Genomic DNA, 14,903 nt, shown 5'->3' with positions numbered 1-14,903 from the left:
ATTCGAGGTCTATGTCGCGGATTTTTCCGGCAAGTGGCACACAGAGCTCTCATATTTCCGCGAGGTCTCAACTCGGAAAAGACCAAGGACCCACCCTGCATTCGATCTTGCTCCGTTGGCGGGAAGTGGACTATACCTGTCGGCGAATCACACGATCCGCACATCCTGCACGACCCTGCTTGACCTGACCGCGGTGCCCGGGAGGATCCGGTTCACCGCCTGAGTCCTGGAGAAGGCGAGGACTTGAGCATGAGCACGGGATCCACTTCCGCCGAGAACGGCAGCGCGGGTGTCGGCCGCCGCGATCTGATCAAACGATCGGCCGCGCTCGGTTTGATCTCCGTTCCCACGATGAGCTTTCTGGCGGCTTGTGCCAGCGGAGGCGGGGGCGGCGACTCCAGCGGCAATGACCAGGGCACGACCTCCAAGTCGAACCCCTTCGGTGCGAAGAAGGGCACCAAACTCGACGTCGTCATCTTCAAGGGCGGATACGGCGACGACTACGCCAAGGCGTGGGAGGCGAACTACCAGCAGAAGCTCGGTATCACCTCCACCCATACCGGCACGCAGGAGATCACCGGAAAACTGCAGCCCCGCTTCAACGCGGGCAACCCGCCGGACATCGTCGACGACTCCGGCGCCCAGCAGATCAAGGTCGACGTGCTCTACAAGAACGGCCAGTTGCTGGACCTCGCCCCGGTCCTGGACGCGCCGTCGGTCGACGACCCGAGCAAGAAGGTCCGGGACATGCTGATCCCCGGCACCCTCGACCCGGGCATCCAGGAGGGCAAGGTCGTCGCCCTCAACTACATCTACACGGTGTGGGGCCTGTGGTACTCCGGGAAGCTCTTCAAGGAGAAGGGCTGGGAGGCGCCCAAGACCTGGGACGACTTCATCAAGGTCTGCCAGGATGCCAAGAAGGCCGGCATCGGCGGTCTCGCCCACCAGGGCAAGTACCCGTACTACATCAATGTCGCCATCATGGACATGATCGCCAAGAAGGGCGGCATCGACGCCGTAAAGGCGATCGACAACCTCGACCCGAAGGCGTTCGTCGGCTCCCCCGCGGCACAGGCGGGCATCGAGGCGATCTACGAGGTCGTGGAGAAGGGCCTGTTGATGCCCGGCACCAACGGCCTGACCCACACCGAGTCGCAGACCCGCTGGAACCAGTACAAGGCCGCCTTCATCACCTGTGGTTCCTGGCTGGAGAACGAGCAGCTCAAGCAGACGCCGTCGGACTTCGACATGAAGTTCCTGCCGATGCCGCTGCTGCCCGACAGCAAGATGCCCTTCGAGGCCATCCGGGCCGGCTCCGGCGAGCCCTTCATCATCCCCGCGAAGGCCAAGAACCTGCCCGGGGCCAAGGAGTTCATGCGGCACATGCTCTCCAAGGAATGGTCGACGCTCTTCGCCAAGCAGGCCAACTCGCTCACCATCCTCAAGGACGGGGTCGACGCCAGCGTCACGCTGCGCCCAGGCACGCAGTCCACGGTCGAGGCGTCGAAGGCGGCCGGCTCCAACACCTTCCGCTACCTGTACCCCGACTGGTACAGCGAGATGGACACGGCGATCCAGAACGCGTCCAATGAGCTCATGGCCAAGCGCATCCAGCCCAATGAATGGCTGAAGCGGTGCCAGGCGGCCGTCGACAAGCAGGCAAAGGACCCGGCATCCAAGAAGAACCGGCACGCGTAGTGCACGGGGGCGTCGTGGGGACCGCGAGCCGGCGTGGCGCGCGGTTCCCCGCGCCCTTTTCGGGGTGCTGCACAGACCGGAATATCAGGGGCAGGTATGCGTAAAGGGCAGTACCGGTTCGTCGCGGGGTTCTTGTTCGCTCCCGTCTTGCTCTACGTGGTCTTCGTGATCTGGCCTTACGTCCAGACGTTCGGGTATTCACTCACCGACTGGAAGGGGCAGTCGCAGACCTTCAACTTCGTCGGGCTCGCCAACTACCGTGCGTTGTTCCAGGACGACGTCTTCCTGCAGGCCATCTGGCACAACATCGAGTTCCTGGTCTTCATCCCGGTGATCACGATCCTGCTCGCGCTGTTCTTCGCCTTCATGCTGAACGCGGGTGGGCGCAGCAAGGCCGGCGGGGTGCAGGGGGTCGCCGGATCGAAGTTCTACAAAATCGTCTACTTCTTCCCGCAGGTGCTGTCGCTGGCGATTCTCGCCGTGCTTTTCAACGCGGTGTACCGCAGTGACGGCGGCGGCCTCCTCAACGGTGTCCTGATCAAGATCCACCTGGTGGACCCGAACAATCCCGTCGAATGGCTCAATGATCCGAACATGGTCCTGTGGGCGCTCATGGTCGCCGTGGTCTGGCAGGGCGTCGGCTTCTACCTGGTGCTGTTCTCGGCGGCCATGCAGTCCATCCCCAAGGACATCTACGAGGCGGCGCTCATCGACGGCGCCAACCGCAACCAGTCGTTCTTCCGCATCACGCTGCCGCTGCTGTGGGACACCGTGCAGACGGCGTGGGTCTACCTCGGCATCATCGCGATGGACATGTTCGTGCTGGTCTCCTCGATGACCCAGAACATGGGGGCCTACGGCGGCGGACCCGACCACCACAGCGACGTCATGGCGACCGTGATGATGCGCAACTTCCTGTACTTCGGCAAGAGCGGCTACGCCTGCGCCATGGGTGTCGTCATGCTGTTGCTCACCCTGATCCTTTCCGTGTTCACGCTGCGCGTCACCCGCCGCGAGCGCATCGAGTTCTGAGCGGGAGACATGACGATGAGCGCCCCCATCAAGGAGACCCCCGCCGCGCCCGCCGAGCGGCCCGTCGCGCGGACCCCCGCCCGCCCCGGTGACGAGCGCCGCGAGGGCGTCGTCCTGAACGTCTTCTCGCACGGCTTCCTCGCCCTGTGGGCCCTGCTGATCGTGCTGCCACTGCTGTGGCTGGTGATCAGCTCCTTCAAGACCGACGCCCAGATCGGCGGCTCGGCCTTCGGCTGGCCGCACGGCTGGTCCTTCGACGTCTTCCGCCGCGCCTGGAACAAGGGCATCGGCGACTACTTCCTGAACACCGTGATCGTCATGGTGTTCTCGGTGCCGCTGACCATGCTGCTGGGTTCCATGGCGGCGTACGTGCTGGCCCGGTACCAGTTCTGGGGCAACCGGCTGCTGTACTACTTCTTTGTCGCCGGTGCCATGTTCCCGGTGTTCCTCGCCCTCGTCCCGCTGTTCTTCATGGTCAAGCGGCTGGACATGCTGAACACCTACCAGGGACTGATCCTGGTCTACATCGCCTACTCGATGCCGTTCACCGTGTTCTTCATGCACGCCTTCTTCCGGACCCTGCCGACGGCGGTGTTCGAGGCGGCGATCCTGGACGGCGCCTCGCACACCCGGACCTTCTTCCAGGTCATGCTGCCGATGGCGAAGCCGGGTCTGATCAGCGTCGGCATCTTCAACACCCTCGGCCAGTGGAACCAGTTCATCCTGCCGACGGTGCTGATGCAGCCGCAGAGCGGCGGCGACCCCGAGCGGTACGTCCTCACCCAGGGCCTCATCCAGCTGCAACAGCAGCAGGGCTACGCCTCCGACCTGCCCGTTCTCTTCGCGGGCGTGACCATCGCCATGATTCCCATGCTGGTGGTGTACCTGTCCTTCCAGCGTCAGGTGCAGGCGGGACTGACCTCGGCGACCCTCAAGTAGCCGGAGCGGCGGTCCGTCCGCAGCGCCCCCGAGCGCGCCGCCCCCACCCCCGGGACCGGCGCGCTCATCTGTGCGCGCATCCCGCCCGATCCGGTTCAACCTCTTGACGGGAGGCAACCCGAACGGCTCAGCTTAGAGTTCACTAGTTGGACATAGACGGGGCCTCATCGAAGCGGTCCCGCGCGCAGGAGGTCGTCGTGGAGACTCCGGGGTCGCAGTCGTCACTGCACCGAGCCAACCTGGAACGGGTCGTACGGGCCGTCCGGCTGGCCGGGTCCCTCACGCAGGCGGAGATCGCGAGGACCACGGGTCTGTCCGCCGCGACGGTCTCCAACATCGTCCGCGAGCTCAAGGACGGCGGAACCGTCGAGGTCACGCCCACCTCGGCCGGCGGCCGCAGGGCCCGCAGCGTTTCGCTGAGCGGTGACGCCGGCATCGTCATAGGGGTGGACTTCGGGCACACGCACCTGCGCGTCGCGATCGGCAACCTCGCCCACCAGGTGCTCGCCGAGGAGTCCGAGCCGCTGGACGTGGACGCGTCCTCCACGCAGGGCTTCGACCGGGCGGAGGAGCTGGTCAATCGCCTGATCAGCGCAACGGGCGTGAACCGCGCCAAGCTCGCCGGGGTGGGTGTGGGCGTGCCCGGTCCGATCGACGTGGAGTCCGGGACGCTCGGCTCCACCGCCATCCTGCCGGGCTGGACCGGCACCAGGCCCGCCGAGGAGCTGCGGGGGCGGCTCGGCGTGCCGGTGCACGTGGACAACGACGCCAACCTCGGCGCCCTCGGTGAGCTGGTGTGGGGCAGCGGCAGGGGGGTTCGTGATCTTGCTTACATCAAGGTCGCCAGCGGTGTCGGCGCCGGTCTGGTGATCAACGGGAAGATCTACCGCGGCCCGGGTGGTACAGCGGGAGAAATCGGTCATATTACTCTTGATGAGTCCGGCCCCGTCTGCCGCTGTGGAAACCGCGGCTGCCTGGAGACCTTCGCGGCCGCGCGCTACGTGCTTCCGCTCCTCCAGTCCAGCCACGGCACCGACCTGACGATGGAAGGCGTCGTGCGGCTGGCCAGGGACGGAGACCCGGGCTGCCGTCGGGTGATCGCCGACGTCGGCCGACACATCGGCTCTGGAGTCGCCAATCTCTGCAATCTGCTGAACCCGAGCCGGGTGGTCCTCGGCGGCGATCTCGCCGAGGCCGGTGAGCTGGTGCTCGGGCCGATCAGGGAGTCCGTCGGCCGCTACGCCATCCCCAGCGCGGCGCGTCAACTGTCCGTTCTCCCGGGGGCACTTGGGGGCCGTGCGGAGGTGCTCGGAGCACTCGCCCTCGCGCTCAGCGAGATGGGTGATTCGACCCTTTTGGACGGCACGCTCGCATCCGCGACCCCCGCCTTCACTTAGAGAACGGATGGCACCGTTGCCATCTCGTTAAGGATTTACTTCTTGACGTCGCACGTGTGGCCGAGTTGACTTCCAGCCACCTCGGCCGCAACGTCGCGGCCTCGTCAGGGAGGTTTCTCAAGTGAACACGCTCATGCGTCGTGCAGCCGTGACCGTCGTCGTCTCGGCGCTCGCCGTCTCGGCCGCCGCCTGTGGCAAGGCCGGCGGCGACAAGAACAAGGGCACCAGCTCCAGCTCCAGCTCCGGCACCAGCGCCGGCGGCTCGATCGGTCTGCTCCTGCCCGACAGCGTCACCACTCGGTACGAGAAGTTCGACAAGCCGTACTTCGAGGCCAAGGTCAAGGAGCTGTGCTCCTCCTGCACCGTCTCCTACGCCAACGCCAACGCCGACCCGGGCAAGCAGGCCCAGCAGGTGAGCAGCATGGTCACCAAGGGCGTCAAGGTCATCGTGATCTCCGCCCAGGACTCCGCGGCCATCAAGTCCTCCATCCAGGCCGCGGTCGCCAAGGGCGTCAAGGTCGTCGCGTACGACCGTCTGGCCCAGGGCCCGGTCTCCGCGTACGTCTCCTTCGACAACGTCAAGGTCGGCCAGCTCCAGGGCCAGTCGCTGCTCGACGCGCTGGGCTCCAAGGCCACCCCCCAGGCGAAGGTCGTCATGATCAACGGCGACTCCGCCGACCCGAACGCCGCGCAGTTCAAGCAGGGCGCCCACTCGGCCCTCGACGGCAAGGTGAACATCGCCTACGAGCAGTCCGGCCTGTGGAAGGACACCGTCGCCGCGCAGAAGATGTCGGCGGCCATCACCCAGCTCGGCGCCAAGAACATCGCGGGCGTCTACTCGGCCAACGACGGTATGGCCGGCGGCATCGCCACCGTCCTCAAGGGCGCCGGCATCAGCGGCATCCCGCTGACGGGTCAGGACGCCGAGCTCGCCGCCATCCAGCGGATCATCTCCGGCACCCAGTCGGCCACCATCTACAAGCCCTACAAGGGCGAGGCCGACAACGCCGCCGAACTCGCGGTCAACCTGCTCCAGGGCAAGGACATCAAGTCCCTCGCCGACACCTCGGTGACCAGCGCCTCCGGCGACAAGGTGCAGGCCAAGCTGCTCACCCCGCTGTCGGTGACCGTGAAGAACATCAAGGACACGGTCGTCAAGGACGGTCTCTACACGATCTCCGACATCTGCACGCCGACGTACGCCGCCGCGTGCAAGAAGGCCGGCCTGCAGTAGCACCCCGAGCCTAGGGGCGCCTCCCTCGCGGACGCGCCCCGACGGCGGGCCCAGAGCCTGTCCGGCGCTCGCCGCGCCTACCAACCCCGCTGCGCGGCGGGCGCCGGACGGAAGCACGGCGCACGCGGCCATTGCCAAGAGGCACCGCCGCGGGCAGTTTCGACTTATACATCAGTGCTCACAGCACATCCCTCCGCGCCCTACCCCAAGCGCGGTATCCCCGCCGGTCAGGCGGCGAAGGAGATGGTTCACGTGTCCGCTACGCCTGTGTTGGCGTTGCGCGGAGTCTCCAAGCGATTCGGTGCGGTGCAGGCACTCACCGACGTCGATCTGGAGGTCCACGCCGGAGAAGTGGTCGCCCTGGTCGGCGACAACGGCGCCGGAAAGTCCACGCTGGTCAAGACGATCGCCGGCGTCCACCCCATCGATGAGGGCGTCATCGAGTGGGACGGCAAGCCGGTCAGCATCACCAGGCCGCACGACGCCCAGGGACTCGGCGTCGCGACGGTCTACCAGGACCTCGCCCTCTGCGACAACCTCGACGTGGTCGGCAACCTCTACCTCGGACGCGAGCTGCTGCACCGCGGCGTCATCGACGAGGTCACGATGGAGAAGAAGGCGCGCGAGCTGCTGAGCACGCTCTCCATCCGCATCCCGAGCGTGCGCATCCCGATCGCCAGCCTCTCCGGCGGTCAGCGTCAGGTCGTCGCCATCGCGCGCGCCCTGATCGGCGACCCCAAGGTCGTCATCCTCGACGAGCCGACCGCGGCCCTCGGCGTCGAGCAGACCGCGCAGGTCCTCGACCTCGTCGAGCGGCTGCGCGAGCAGAACCTCGCCGTCATCCTCATCAGCCACAACATGGCCGACGTGAAGGCGGTCGCCGACACCGTCGCCGTGCTGCGGCTGGGCAAGAACAACGGTTCCTTCTCGGTGAAGAACACGAGTCAGGAAGAGATCATCTCCGCGATCACGGGTGCCACGGACAACGCCGTGACCCGTCGTGCGGGGCGTCGCAGCACGGAGGCGGCACAGTGAGCGACACATCCAAGGTTTCCAAGGCGGCCGCCGAGACCAAGCCCGCCGCCGGGCCCGCCGACGACCCCACGGCCGCGTCGATCGCCACGGTCGACCCCCGTCTGCTGGTCCGCGAAGAGGGCTTCAAGGGCTACTGGACCGAGTTCACGCGCAAGGTCAAGGGCGGTGAGCTGGGCTCGCTGCCGGTGGTCATCGGCCTGATCGTCATCTGGACCATCTTCCAGACGCAGAACAGCCGCTTCCTCAGCGCCGACAACCTCTCGAACATCAGCTATTACCTGTCGGCCACCGGCATGCTCGCCATCGGCCTGGTGTTCGTGCTGCTGCTCGGCGAGATCGACCTGTCGGTCGGTTCGGTCAGCGGTCTGGGCTCCACCCTGTTCGCCGTGTTCGTGGTGGAACACGGGATGAACCCGTGGCTGGCGCTGGTGCTGGCGGTCCTCACCGGCATCGGCATCGGCGCGCTGCACGGCTGGTTCTTCGCGAAGATCGGCGTACCGGCCTTCGTGGTCACCCTGGCCGGCTTCCTCGGCTGGAACGGTCTGATGCTGTGGCTGCTGGGCTCCAGCGGCACCATCAACATCCCCTCCGACTCCGGTCCGGTCCACCTGCTCGGCCAGAGCTCCTTCTTCATGAACCAGGCCGTCGTCGGCGCCTACCTGCTGGCCGGCCTCGGTGTGGTGCTGACCCTCGTCGGCAACTTCAGCGAGCAGCGCCGCCGCAAGGCCGCGGGCGTGCCGTTCCGTCCGACCTTCGAGATCCTGGTGCGCGTCGGCGCGCTGGCCATCGCGTCCTTCGTCGCCGCTGCCGTGCTGAACAACTCGGCCGGTGTCTCCAACGCGCTGGTGATCTTCCTGGCCGCACTGGTGATCGTGGACTTCGTGCTGCGCCGTACGACGTACGGCCGCAAGGTGTTCGCGGTCGGCGGCGGCATCGAGGCGGCCCGGCGTGCCGGTATCAACGTGCCGGTGATCCGGATCACCGTGTTCGCCATCTCCGGCGGGTTCGCCGCGATCGGCGGTATGTTCTTCGCCGGCCAGACCGCGAGCGCGACGCTGAGCGCCGGTGGCGGCAACACCCTGATGCTCGCCATCGCCGCGGCGGTCATCGGCGGTACCTCGCTGTTCGGCGGCCGGGGTTCGGTCTGGTCCGCCCTGCTGGGCATGCTGGTCATCCAGTCGATCCAGACCGGCCTTGACCTGCTCAACATGAACACGTCCATCCAGTACATGATCACCGGCGCGGTCCTGCTGGGTGCCGTGGTCATCGACTCGGTCTCCCGCAGGAGCCAGAAGGCGGCCGGCCGCGCGTAACCCCGCGAGCCGCACCGCGCGAACACGACTGTGCCCGGCACCACGAGGTGCCGGGCACAGCCGTGTCGTAGGGCCGCCCGATCCTGGGTACAGCCGAACGCGTGACCTACGACGCACCGCCCCTGCGCCGTCCGCACAGGCGGAACATTAGACTCGACGAGCCCGGCAACAGCTCTACTGCAAGGAGGCACGGGTGCCGCTGCTGACCCGCATCAGGGGACCGCGCGATCTGGACCGGCTCAGCCTGGAGCAGCTGGACCGGCTGGCAGAGGAGATCCGGACCTTCCTCGTCGACGCCGTCTCCAAGACCGGCGGCCACCTCGGCCCCAACCTCGGTGTGGTGGAGCTGACCATCGCCCTGCACCGCGTGTTCGACTCACCCCGGGACAAGGTCCTGTGGGACACCGGCCACCAGTCCTACGTGCACAAGCTGCTCACCGGCCGCCAGGACTTCTCCCGGCTGAAGATGAAGGGCGGCCTGTCCGGCTACCCCTCGCAGGCCGAGTCCGAGCACGACGTCATCGAGAACAGCCACGCCTCCACGGTCCTCGGCTGGGCCGACGGGCTCGCCAAGGCCAACCAGATCCTGGAGCGCGAGGACCACGTCGTCGCCGTCATCGGTGATGGCGCGCTGACCGGCGGCATGGCCTGGGAGGCCCTCAACAACATCGCCGCCGCCAAGGACCGCCCCCTGGTCATCGTCGTCAACGACAACGAGCGGTCGTACGCGCCGACCATCGGCGGCCTCGCGAACCACCTCGCGACCCTGCGGACCACGGACGGCTACGAGCGCTTCCTGGCCCGCGGCAAGGACCTCCTGGAGCGCACCCCGGTCGTCGGCAAGCCCCTCTACGAGACCCTGCACGGCGCCAAGAAGGGCCTCAAGGACTTCATCGCCCCCCAGGGCATGTTCGAGGACCTCGGCCTGAAGTACGTCGGCCCGATCGACGGCCACGACATCGAGGCGCTGGAGTCCGCGCTGGCCCGAGCCAAGCGCTTCGGCGGCCCGGTGATCGTGCACTGCCTCACCGAGAAGGGCCGCGGCTACCAGCCCGCCCTCCAGGACGAGGCCGACCGCTTCCACGGCATCGGCCCCATCCACCCCGACACCGGCCTGCCGATCAAGGCCTCCGGCGCCGACTGGACCTCCGTCTTCGGCGACGAGATGGTCGAGCTCGGCAAGGAACGGAAGGACATCGTCGCCATCACGGCCGCGATGCTCCAGCCGGTCGGCCTGAAGAAGTTCGCCGACGCCTTCCCGGACCGGATCTACGACGTCGGCATCGCCGAGCAGCACGGCGCCGTCTCCGCCGCCGGCCTCGCGCACGGCGGACTGCACCCCGTCTTCGCCGTGTACGCCACCTTCCTCAACCGCGCCTTCGACCAGGTCCTCATGGACGTGGCCCTGCACAGGTGCGGGGTGACCTTCGTCCTGGACCGGGCCGGCGTCACCGGCACCGACGGCGCCTCCCACAACGGCATGTGGGACATGTCGATCCTCCAGGTCGTCCCGGGCCTCAGGCTCGCCGCACCGCGCGACGCCGACCAGGTCCGCGCCCAGCTCCGCGAGGCCGTCCAGGTCAAGGACGCGCCGACCGTGGTGCGCTTCTCCAAGGGCGCCGTCGGCCCCGCCGTACCGGCCGTGGGCCGGGTGGGCGGCATGGACGTCCTGCGCGAGCCGGGGACGGACACGCCGGACGTGCTGCTGGTCTCCGTGGGCGCGCTCGCCCCGATGTGCCTGGAGATCGCCGAGCTGCTGCGCAAGCAGGGCATCTCCACCACCGTCGTCGACCCGCGCTGGGTCAAACCGGTCGACGAGGCCATGGCCCCGCTCGCCGAGCGGCACCGCGTGGTCGTCACCGTCGAGGACAACTCCCGCGTCGGCGGAGTCGGTTCGGCGATCGCGCAGGCCCTCAGGGACGCGGGTGTCGACGTACCGCTGCGCGACTTCGGCATCCCGCCGCGCTTCCTGGACCACGCCTCCCGCGCCGAGGTGATGGCGGAGATCGGCCTCACCGCCCCCGACATCGCCCGCCAGGTCACCGGGCTCGTGTCCAGGCTGGACGGCCGGTACGACCGTGCGGCGGCCGAGGTGGAAGCCGCACGGGACTGACGCGACCTCTGCGCCCATGGGCCGCTTCCGCCACCGCCAGGGGTGGTGAAAGCGGCCCCTTCGCGTGAATCCGCTCGCGCCGGGGCATACGCACTACGCCCCCTCTCGATCATGTCGGGGACGACACAGCGTGGGAGGTACGCCCGTGAGCAGCACCCTCTTCAGGACGAAGAACATCGAGCAGTCCATCCAGGACACCGAGGAGCCCGAACACGCGCTCCGGAAATCCCTGTCCGCGCTGGATCTCACGGTCTTCGGCGTCGGCGTCATCATCGGCACCGGCATCTTCGTCCTCACCGGCACGGCCGCCAAGAACACCGCCGGCCCCGCCGTTTCCCTGTCCTTCGTCGTCGCCGGCGTGGTCTGCGCGCTCGCCGCGCTGTGCTACGCCGAGTTCGCCTCCACGGTCCCGGTCGCGGGCTCCGCGTACACCTTCTCCTACGCCTCGCTGGGGGAGTTCCCGGCCTGGATCATCGGCTGGGACCTGGTGCTGGAGCTGGCGCTGGGCACGGCGGTGGTGGCCGTCGGCTGGTCCGGCTACATCCACTCGCTGCTGGACAACGCCGGCTGGCACCTGCCCGCCTCGCTCAGCGGCCGGGACGGCGCCCACGGCTTCGGGTTCGACATCCTCGCCGCCGCGCTCGTGCTGCTGCTCACCGCCATCCTCGTCATCGGCATGAAGCTCTCCGCGCGGGTCACCTCGGTCGTCGTCGCCATCAAGGTGGCCGTCGTCCTCGTCGTCATCATCGCCGGCGCGTTCTTCATCAAGAGCGGCAACTACGACCCGTTCATCCCCAAGGCGCAGCCGGTGCCGGCGGGCGGTGACCTCAAGGCGCCGCTGATCCAGCTGATGTTCGGCTGGGCGCCGTCCGACTTCGGCGTGATGGGCATCTTCACCGCCGCCTCCGTGGTCTTCTTCGCCTTCATCGGCTTCGACGTCGTCGCCACCGCCGCCGAGGAGACGCGCTTCCCGCAGCGGGACGTGCCGCGCGGCATCATCGGCTCCCTGGTCATCTGCACCGCGCTCTACGTCGCCGTGTCGATCGTGGTGACCGGCATGCAGAAGTACACCAAGCTGTCCGTCGACGCGCCGCTGGCCGACGCGTTCAAGGCGACCGGGCACCCCTGGTTCGCGGGCCTGATCAGCTTCGGCGCGGCGGTCGGCCTGACCACCGTCTGCATGATCCTCCTGCTGGGCCAGTCCCGCGTCTTCTTCGCGATGAGCCGCGACGGGCTGCTGCCCCGCTTCTTCTCCCACACCCACCCGCGCTTCCGTACCCCGTACCGCCCGACCATCCTGCTCGGCGTGGTCATCGCGATCGTCGCGGGCTTCACCAGCCTCAGCGCGCTGGCCGAACTGGTGAACATCGGCACGCTCTTCGCCTTCATCGTCGTGGCGATCAGCGTCATCATCCTGCGCCGCACCCGCCCCGACCTGGAGCGCTCCTTCCGCACCCCGTGGGTCCCCTACGTGCCGGTCCTCTCGGTGCTCGCGTCGCTGTGGCTGATGCTCAACCTGCCCGCGGAGACCTGGCTCCGCTTCGCCATCTGGATGGTCGTCGGCTTCGTCGTCTACTTCTTCTACGGCCGCAGCCACAGCCGCCTGGCGCGGCGAGAAGGGCAGCCGGCGACGAAGCGACGGAGCTAGGCGGGCCTGACCGTACGCGGGCCCGCCACCTCGGCTCCCAGTTCCACCACCCGGCGCCGCAGCTCCCGGTCCGCGGTCACCACCAGGACCGGGCGCTCGCCGGCGTCCGCCACCAGCCGGACCATGTGGTCGTCCCCGCTGCCCGGCGCCGACTCGACCCGTACGCCGGGCACCGGATCAACGCCCCGGGCCGCGCCCTCGACCACCAGCACGATCTCCACGGGCCCGGGGTGCCCCGGCACCCCGTCCGCAGCGAGCCGGTCCCGGAGGCGTTCCGCGGCCCCCCGCCGGTCCCGCCACCAGCCGTCGGGCACCGACCCGACGACGTTCGCGCCGTCGACGACCACGAGCAGCGGATCGCTCTCACTCATGGGCCAAGGCTCGCACAGCCGCCGCCCTCAGTCCGCCCGCTCCTCCTCGAAGCTCGCGTAGTACGCGGCCGCCATGTCCTCGTCGCCGTGGCCCTGGGCCGCCGCCCGCTCCATGCGCTCGGCGCTGGCCGCCGCGACGTCGAGGCGTACGCCGTTGCGCTCGCCGGCCGCGACGATGAGACGGGCGTCCTTGGCGGCCGTGGTCACCGCGAACTGGGCGGGGGACAGCCGTCCCTCCAGGACCATCCCGGCCTTCGCCTTCAGATAGCCCATGTCCAGCGGGCCGCCCGCGATGAGGTCGAAGAAGTTCGCCGGGTCAACGTCCAGCGCCTTCGACAGGGCCAGCACCTCGCCGGTCGCCGTGGTGGCCGCGAGGACCCAGCTGTTGGCGACGAGCTTGAGCCGCGAGGCGCTGCCCGCCCCGCCGTCCTCGCCGGTCCACAGCGTACGGGCGCCCACCGCGTCGAACACCGGCTCCACCACCGCCCGGCCCTCGACGGGCCCGGCGGCCAGGACGGTCAGCTGCCCGGCCTCCGCGGGCTGGCGCGTGCCGAGCACCGGGGCGTCGTAGAAGACGAGGCCGTGCTCGGCGGCGAAGGCGGCCAGGTCGGCGATCGCGTCGATGCCGGCGGTGGTCGACTGCACCCAGGCGGCACCGGAACGCAGTCCGGGCGCCGCCTCGCGCATGACGTCCAGGGTGGCGGGACCGTCGTAGAGCATGGTCAGGACGACGTCGGCGCCCCGTACCGCCTCGGCGGGCGTGTCGGTGATGTGCGCGCCGTCCGCGGCCAGCGGTTCCGCCTTGGCGCGGGTGCGGTTCCAGGCGCGGACGGTGTGTCCGGCGCGGGCGAGGTTGCGGGCCATGGCGGCGCCCATGATGCCCGTACCGAGGACGCTCACGGTGAGCTTGTCGGTCATGAGGTCGGCTTCCTTCTCACTTCTCGTGCGGGTGTCCCTGTCGTGTTCGGGACCAGCCTGCCCGTTCAGTACCCCCTCGTGCGTGTCGGGCACGCTTCCCGGGCGGAGCCCGGCCGCGCGGCTCCCGAGCCGCCGCTTAGAGTGAACTGGTGAACGGCGACTGGCTCCTGCGCGGCCGTGACGGCCGGCTCAGTGTCTACCTCCCGACGGACGACGCGGTGCTGTGCCGGGCGGAACGCGTTCCCGGCGGCTCCTGGACCGACCCGCACCGGGTCGGCGGCGAGCAGAAGCTGCACCCGTCCCTCGCGGTCGGTCACGGCGCCAACGCCTACGCCCATCTGGTCTCCTGGCGGCCCACCACCGCCGGCGAGGCGGGTCTCGTGCACTCCACCCACTTCCGCCCCCGGCTCGCGGCCCTGGACTGGGCGTCGATCGGGCACCCCGACAAGAGGGGCCCGCTCACCGGCCCGCCCGCCGTCACGGTCGACGCCGAGGGGCGCGCCCATGTCTTCGTCCGCAACCAGGCGGGCGGGGTGAGCATGATCGCGCAGAAGGAGAAGGGCGGCTGGGAGCCGTGGGCGGACCTCAAGGGAGCGGACGTCCAAGGCGAATTGGCGGCGGTGACGGGGGAGTCGGGTCGCGTGGAGCTGTACGCGGCCGTTCCCGGCGGCATCCTGCACTGGCGTCAGGAGGAGAGCGGCGGCCGGCCCGCGCTGGAGGAGGCGATGGAGGCACCGGTCCGCCCGGACACGCTGCGGGCCCTCGCCACGTCCCCCGACAGCACGACCCTCTTCTACACCGACGACTCCGGCGACCTGTGCGCCTGGCGTCCCGGTGCCAAGCCCGTCACCCTGCTGCCCACCGCGGGACCCGGCCCGGTCTCGGCCGTCCGCTGCGAACTCGACGGTTACGACTGCACCTTGCTCGCCCAGCGCTCGGCGAGCGGCCGCGTCGCCTTCGCCGCGTACCCCACCGAGCAGGAGTCGGCGGGCGCCTGGTGGGCGGAGTCGGGCCCGGCACTGCCGGCGGACGCCACGGTGTCACTCGCGGTGGACGAGAACGACCGGGTGGTCGCGGCGACGCTGTCCCCGTCGACGGGCGGGCTCCTGCTCACCCGCCGCAAGGACGAACCGGGCCTGGCGCTGGAGGCCTGGCGGGAGATCTGACACCGCGCCACGAGGACGCCCGCCACCTGACCCATCTGC

12 protein-coding genes are annotated in these 14,903 nt (G+C 68.9%); 10 read left to right on the top strand and 2 right to left on the bottom strand.

Annotated elements, in window-relative coordinates:
- Positions 1 to 249 precede the first annotated feature (249 nt).
- From ngcE to ACIRVK_RS05710, 9 genes are all read left to right on the top strand, one after another.
- Positions 250 to 1,698: an N-acetylglucosamine/diacetylchitobiose ABC transporter substrate-binding protein gene (ngcE, locus tag ACIRVK_RS05750; RefSeq protein WP_404244135.1), complete on the top strand. Its 1,449-nt coding sequence runs from the start codon at positions 250 to 252 to the stop codon at positions 1,696 to 1,698.
- A 96-nt stretch (positions 1,699 to 1,794) separates the two neighbouring features.
- Entirely contained in the window at positions 1,795 to 2,730 is a 936-nt protein-coding gene (locus tag ACIRVK_RS05745; protein ID WP_404244134.1) for a carbohydrate ABC transporter permease, read from the top strand.
- Between the two features lie 15 nt (positions 2,731 to 2,745).
- A complete protein-coding gene (locus tag ACIRVK_RS05740; protein WP_404244133.1) occupies positions 2,746 to 3,669 on the top strand; it encodes a carbohydrate ABC transporter permease in 924 nt (307 codons plus the stop codon).
- A gap of 197 nt (positions 3,670 to 3,866) precedes the next feature.
- The gene (locus tag ACIRVK_RS05735) at positions 3,867 to 5,066 is read left to right on the top strand and encodes an ROK family protein (protein WP_404244132.1); all 1,200 of its coding nucleotides are present in this window, start codon (positions 3,867 to 3,869) and stop codon (positions 5,064 to 5,066) included.
- A gap of 133 nt (positions 5,067 to 5,199) precedes the next feature.
- The gene (locus ACIRVK_RS05730) at positions 5,200 to 6,300 is read left to right on the top strand and encodes a sugar ABC transporter substrate-binding protein (RefSeq protein ID WP_404244131.1); all 1,101 of its coding nucleotides are present in this window, start codon (positions 5,200 to 5,202) and stop codon (positions 6,298 to 6,300) included.
- Between the two features lie 243 nt (positions 6,301 to 6,543).
- The gene (locus ACIRVK_RS05725; RefSeq protein WP_404244130.1) at positions 6,544 to 7,335 is read left to right on the top strand and encodes an ATP-binding cassette domain-containing protein; all 792 of its coding nucleotides are present in this window, start codon (positions 6,544 to 6,546) and stop codon (positions 7,333 to 7,335) included.
- Positions 7,332 to 8,648: a sugar ABC transporter permease gene (locus ACIRVK_RS05720; protein ID WP_404244129.1), complete on the top strand. Its 1,317-nt coding sequence runs from the start codon at positions 7,332 to 7,334 to the stop codon at positions 8,646 to 8,648. Before ACIRVK_RS05725 ends, ACIRVK_RS05720 begins: the two co-directional genes overlap by 4 nt.
- A 193-nt stretch (positions 8,649 to 8,841) precedes the next feature.
- The gene (dxs, locus tag ACIRVK_RS05715) at positions 8,842 to 10,761 is read left to right on the top strand and encodes a 1-deoxy-D-xylulose-5-phosphate synthase (RefSeq protein ID WP_404244128.1); all 1,920 of its coding nucleotides are present in this window, start codon (positions 8,842 to 8,844) and stop codon (positions 10,759 to 10,761) included.
- 145 nt (positions 10,762 to 10,906) lie between these two features.
- The gene (locus ACIRVK_RS05710) at positions 10,907 to 12,409 is read left to right on the top strand and encodes an amino acid permease (protein WP_404244127.1); all 1,503 of its coding nucleotides are present in this window, start codon (positions 10,907 to 10,909) and stop codon (positions 12,407 to 12,409) included.
- Here the strand turns inward: ACIRVK_RS05710 and ACIRVK_RS05705 are convergent.
- Both ACIRVK_RS05705 and ACIRVK_RS05700 read right to left on the bottom strand, forming a co-directional pair.
- On the bottom strand, positions 12,406 to 12,780 hold the full coding sequence (locus ACIRVK_RS05705) for an NTP pyrophosphohydrolase (protein WP_404244126.1): 375 nt from the start codon (positions 12,778 to 12,780) through the stop codon (positions 12,406 to 12,408). The genes ACIRVK_RS05710 and ACIRVK_RS05705 overlap by 4 nt on opposite strands.
- 27 nt (positions 12,781 to 12,807) lie before the next feature.
- A complete protein-coding gene (locus tag ACIRVK_RS05700) occupies positions 12,808 to 13,698 on the bottom strand; it encodes an NAD(P)-dependent oxidoreductase (protein WP_404244125.1) in 891 nt (296 codons plus the stop codon).
- A 149-nt stretch (positions 13,699 to 13,847) separates the two neighbouring features.
- Here ACIRVK_RS05700 and ACIRVK_RS05695 point away from each other — a divergent pair, with 149 nt between their 5' ends.
- Positions 13,848 to 14,864: a hypothetical protein gene (locus ACIRVK_RS05695; RefSeq protein ID WP_404244124.1), complete on the top strand. Its 1,017-nt coding sequence runs from the start codon at positions 13,848 to 13,850 to the stop codon at positions 14,862 to 14,864.
- Positions 14,865 to 14,903: the final 39 nt, after the last annotated feature.

It is taken from the genome of Streptomyces sp. NPDC101152, from assembly GCF_044768275.1.
Lineage (GTDB): Bacteria > Actinomycetota > Actinomycetes > Streptomycetales > Streptomycetaceae > Streptomyces.
Note: the sequence above shows the minus strand (reverse complement) of the source record. Positions and strands in the feature narration are given on the sequence as shown.

Excerpts from the sequence above, each read along its gene's own strand:
- ACIRVK_RS05730 (WP_404244131.1), top strand. The coding sequence starts at position 5,200 with ATGCGTCGTGCAGCCGTGACCGTCGTCGTCTCGGCGCTCGCCGTCTCG.
- ACIRVK_RS05740 (WP_404244133.1), top strand. The coding sequence starts at position 2,746 with ATGAGCGCCCCCATCAAGGAGACCCCCGCCGCGCCCGCCGAGCGGCCC.
- ngcE (WP_404244135.1), top strand. The coding sequence starts at position 250 with ATGAGCACGGGATCCACTTCCGCCGAGAACGGCAGCGCGGGTGTCGGC.
- ACIRVK_RS05745 (WP_404244134.1), top strand. The coding sequence starts at position 1,795 with ATGCGTAAAGGGCAGTACCGGTTCGTCGCGGGGTTCTTGTTCGCTCCC.
- ACIRVK_RS05725 (WP_404244130.1), top strand. The coding sequence starts at position 6,544 with ATGGTTCACGTGTCCGCTACGCCTGTGTTGGCGTTGCGCGGAGTCTCC.
- ACIRVK_RS05700 (WP_404244125.1), bottom strand. The coding sequence starts at position 13,698 with ATGACCGACAAGCTCACCGTGAGCGTCCTCGGTACGGGCATCATGGGC.
- ACIRVK_RS05705 (WP_404244126.1), bottom strand. The coding sequence starts at position 12,780 with ATGAGTGAGAGCGATCCGCTGCTCGTGGTCGTCGACGGCGCGAACGTC.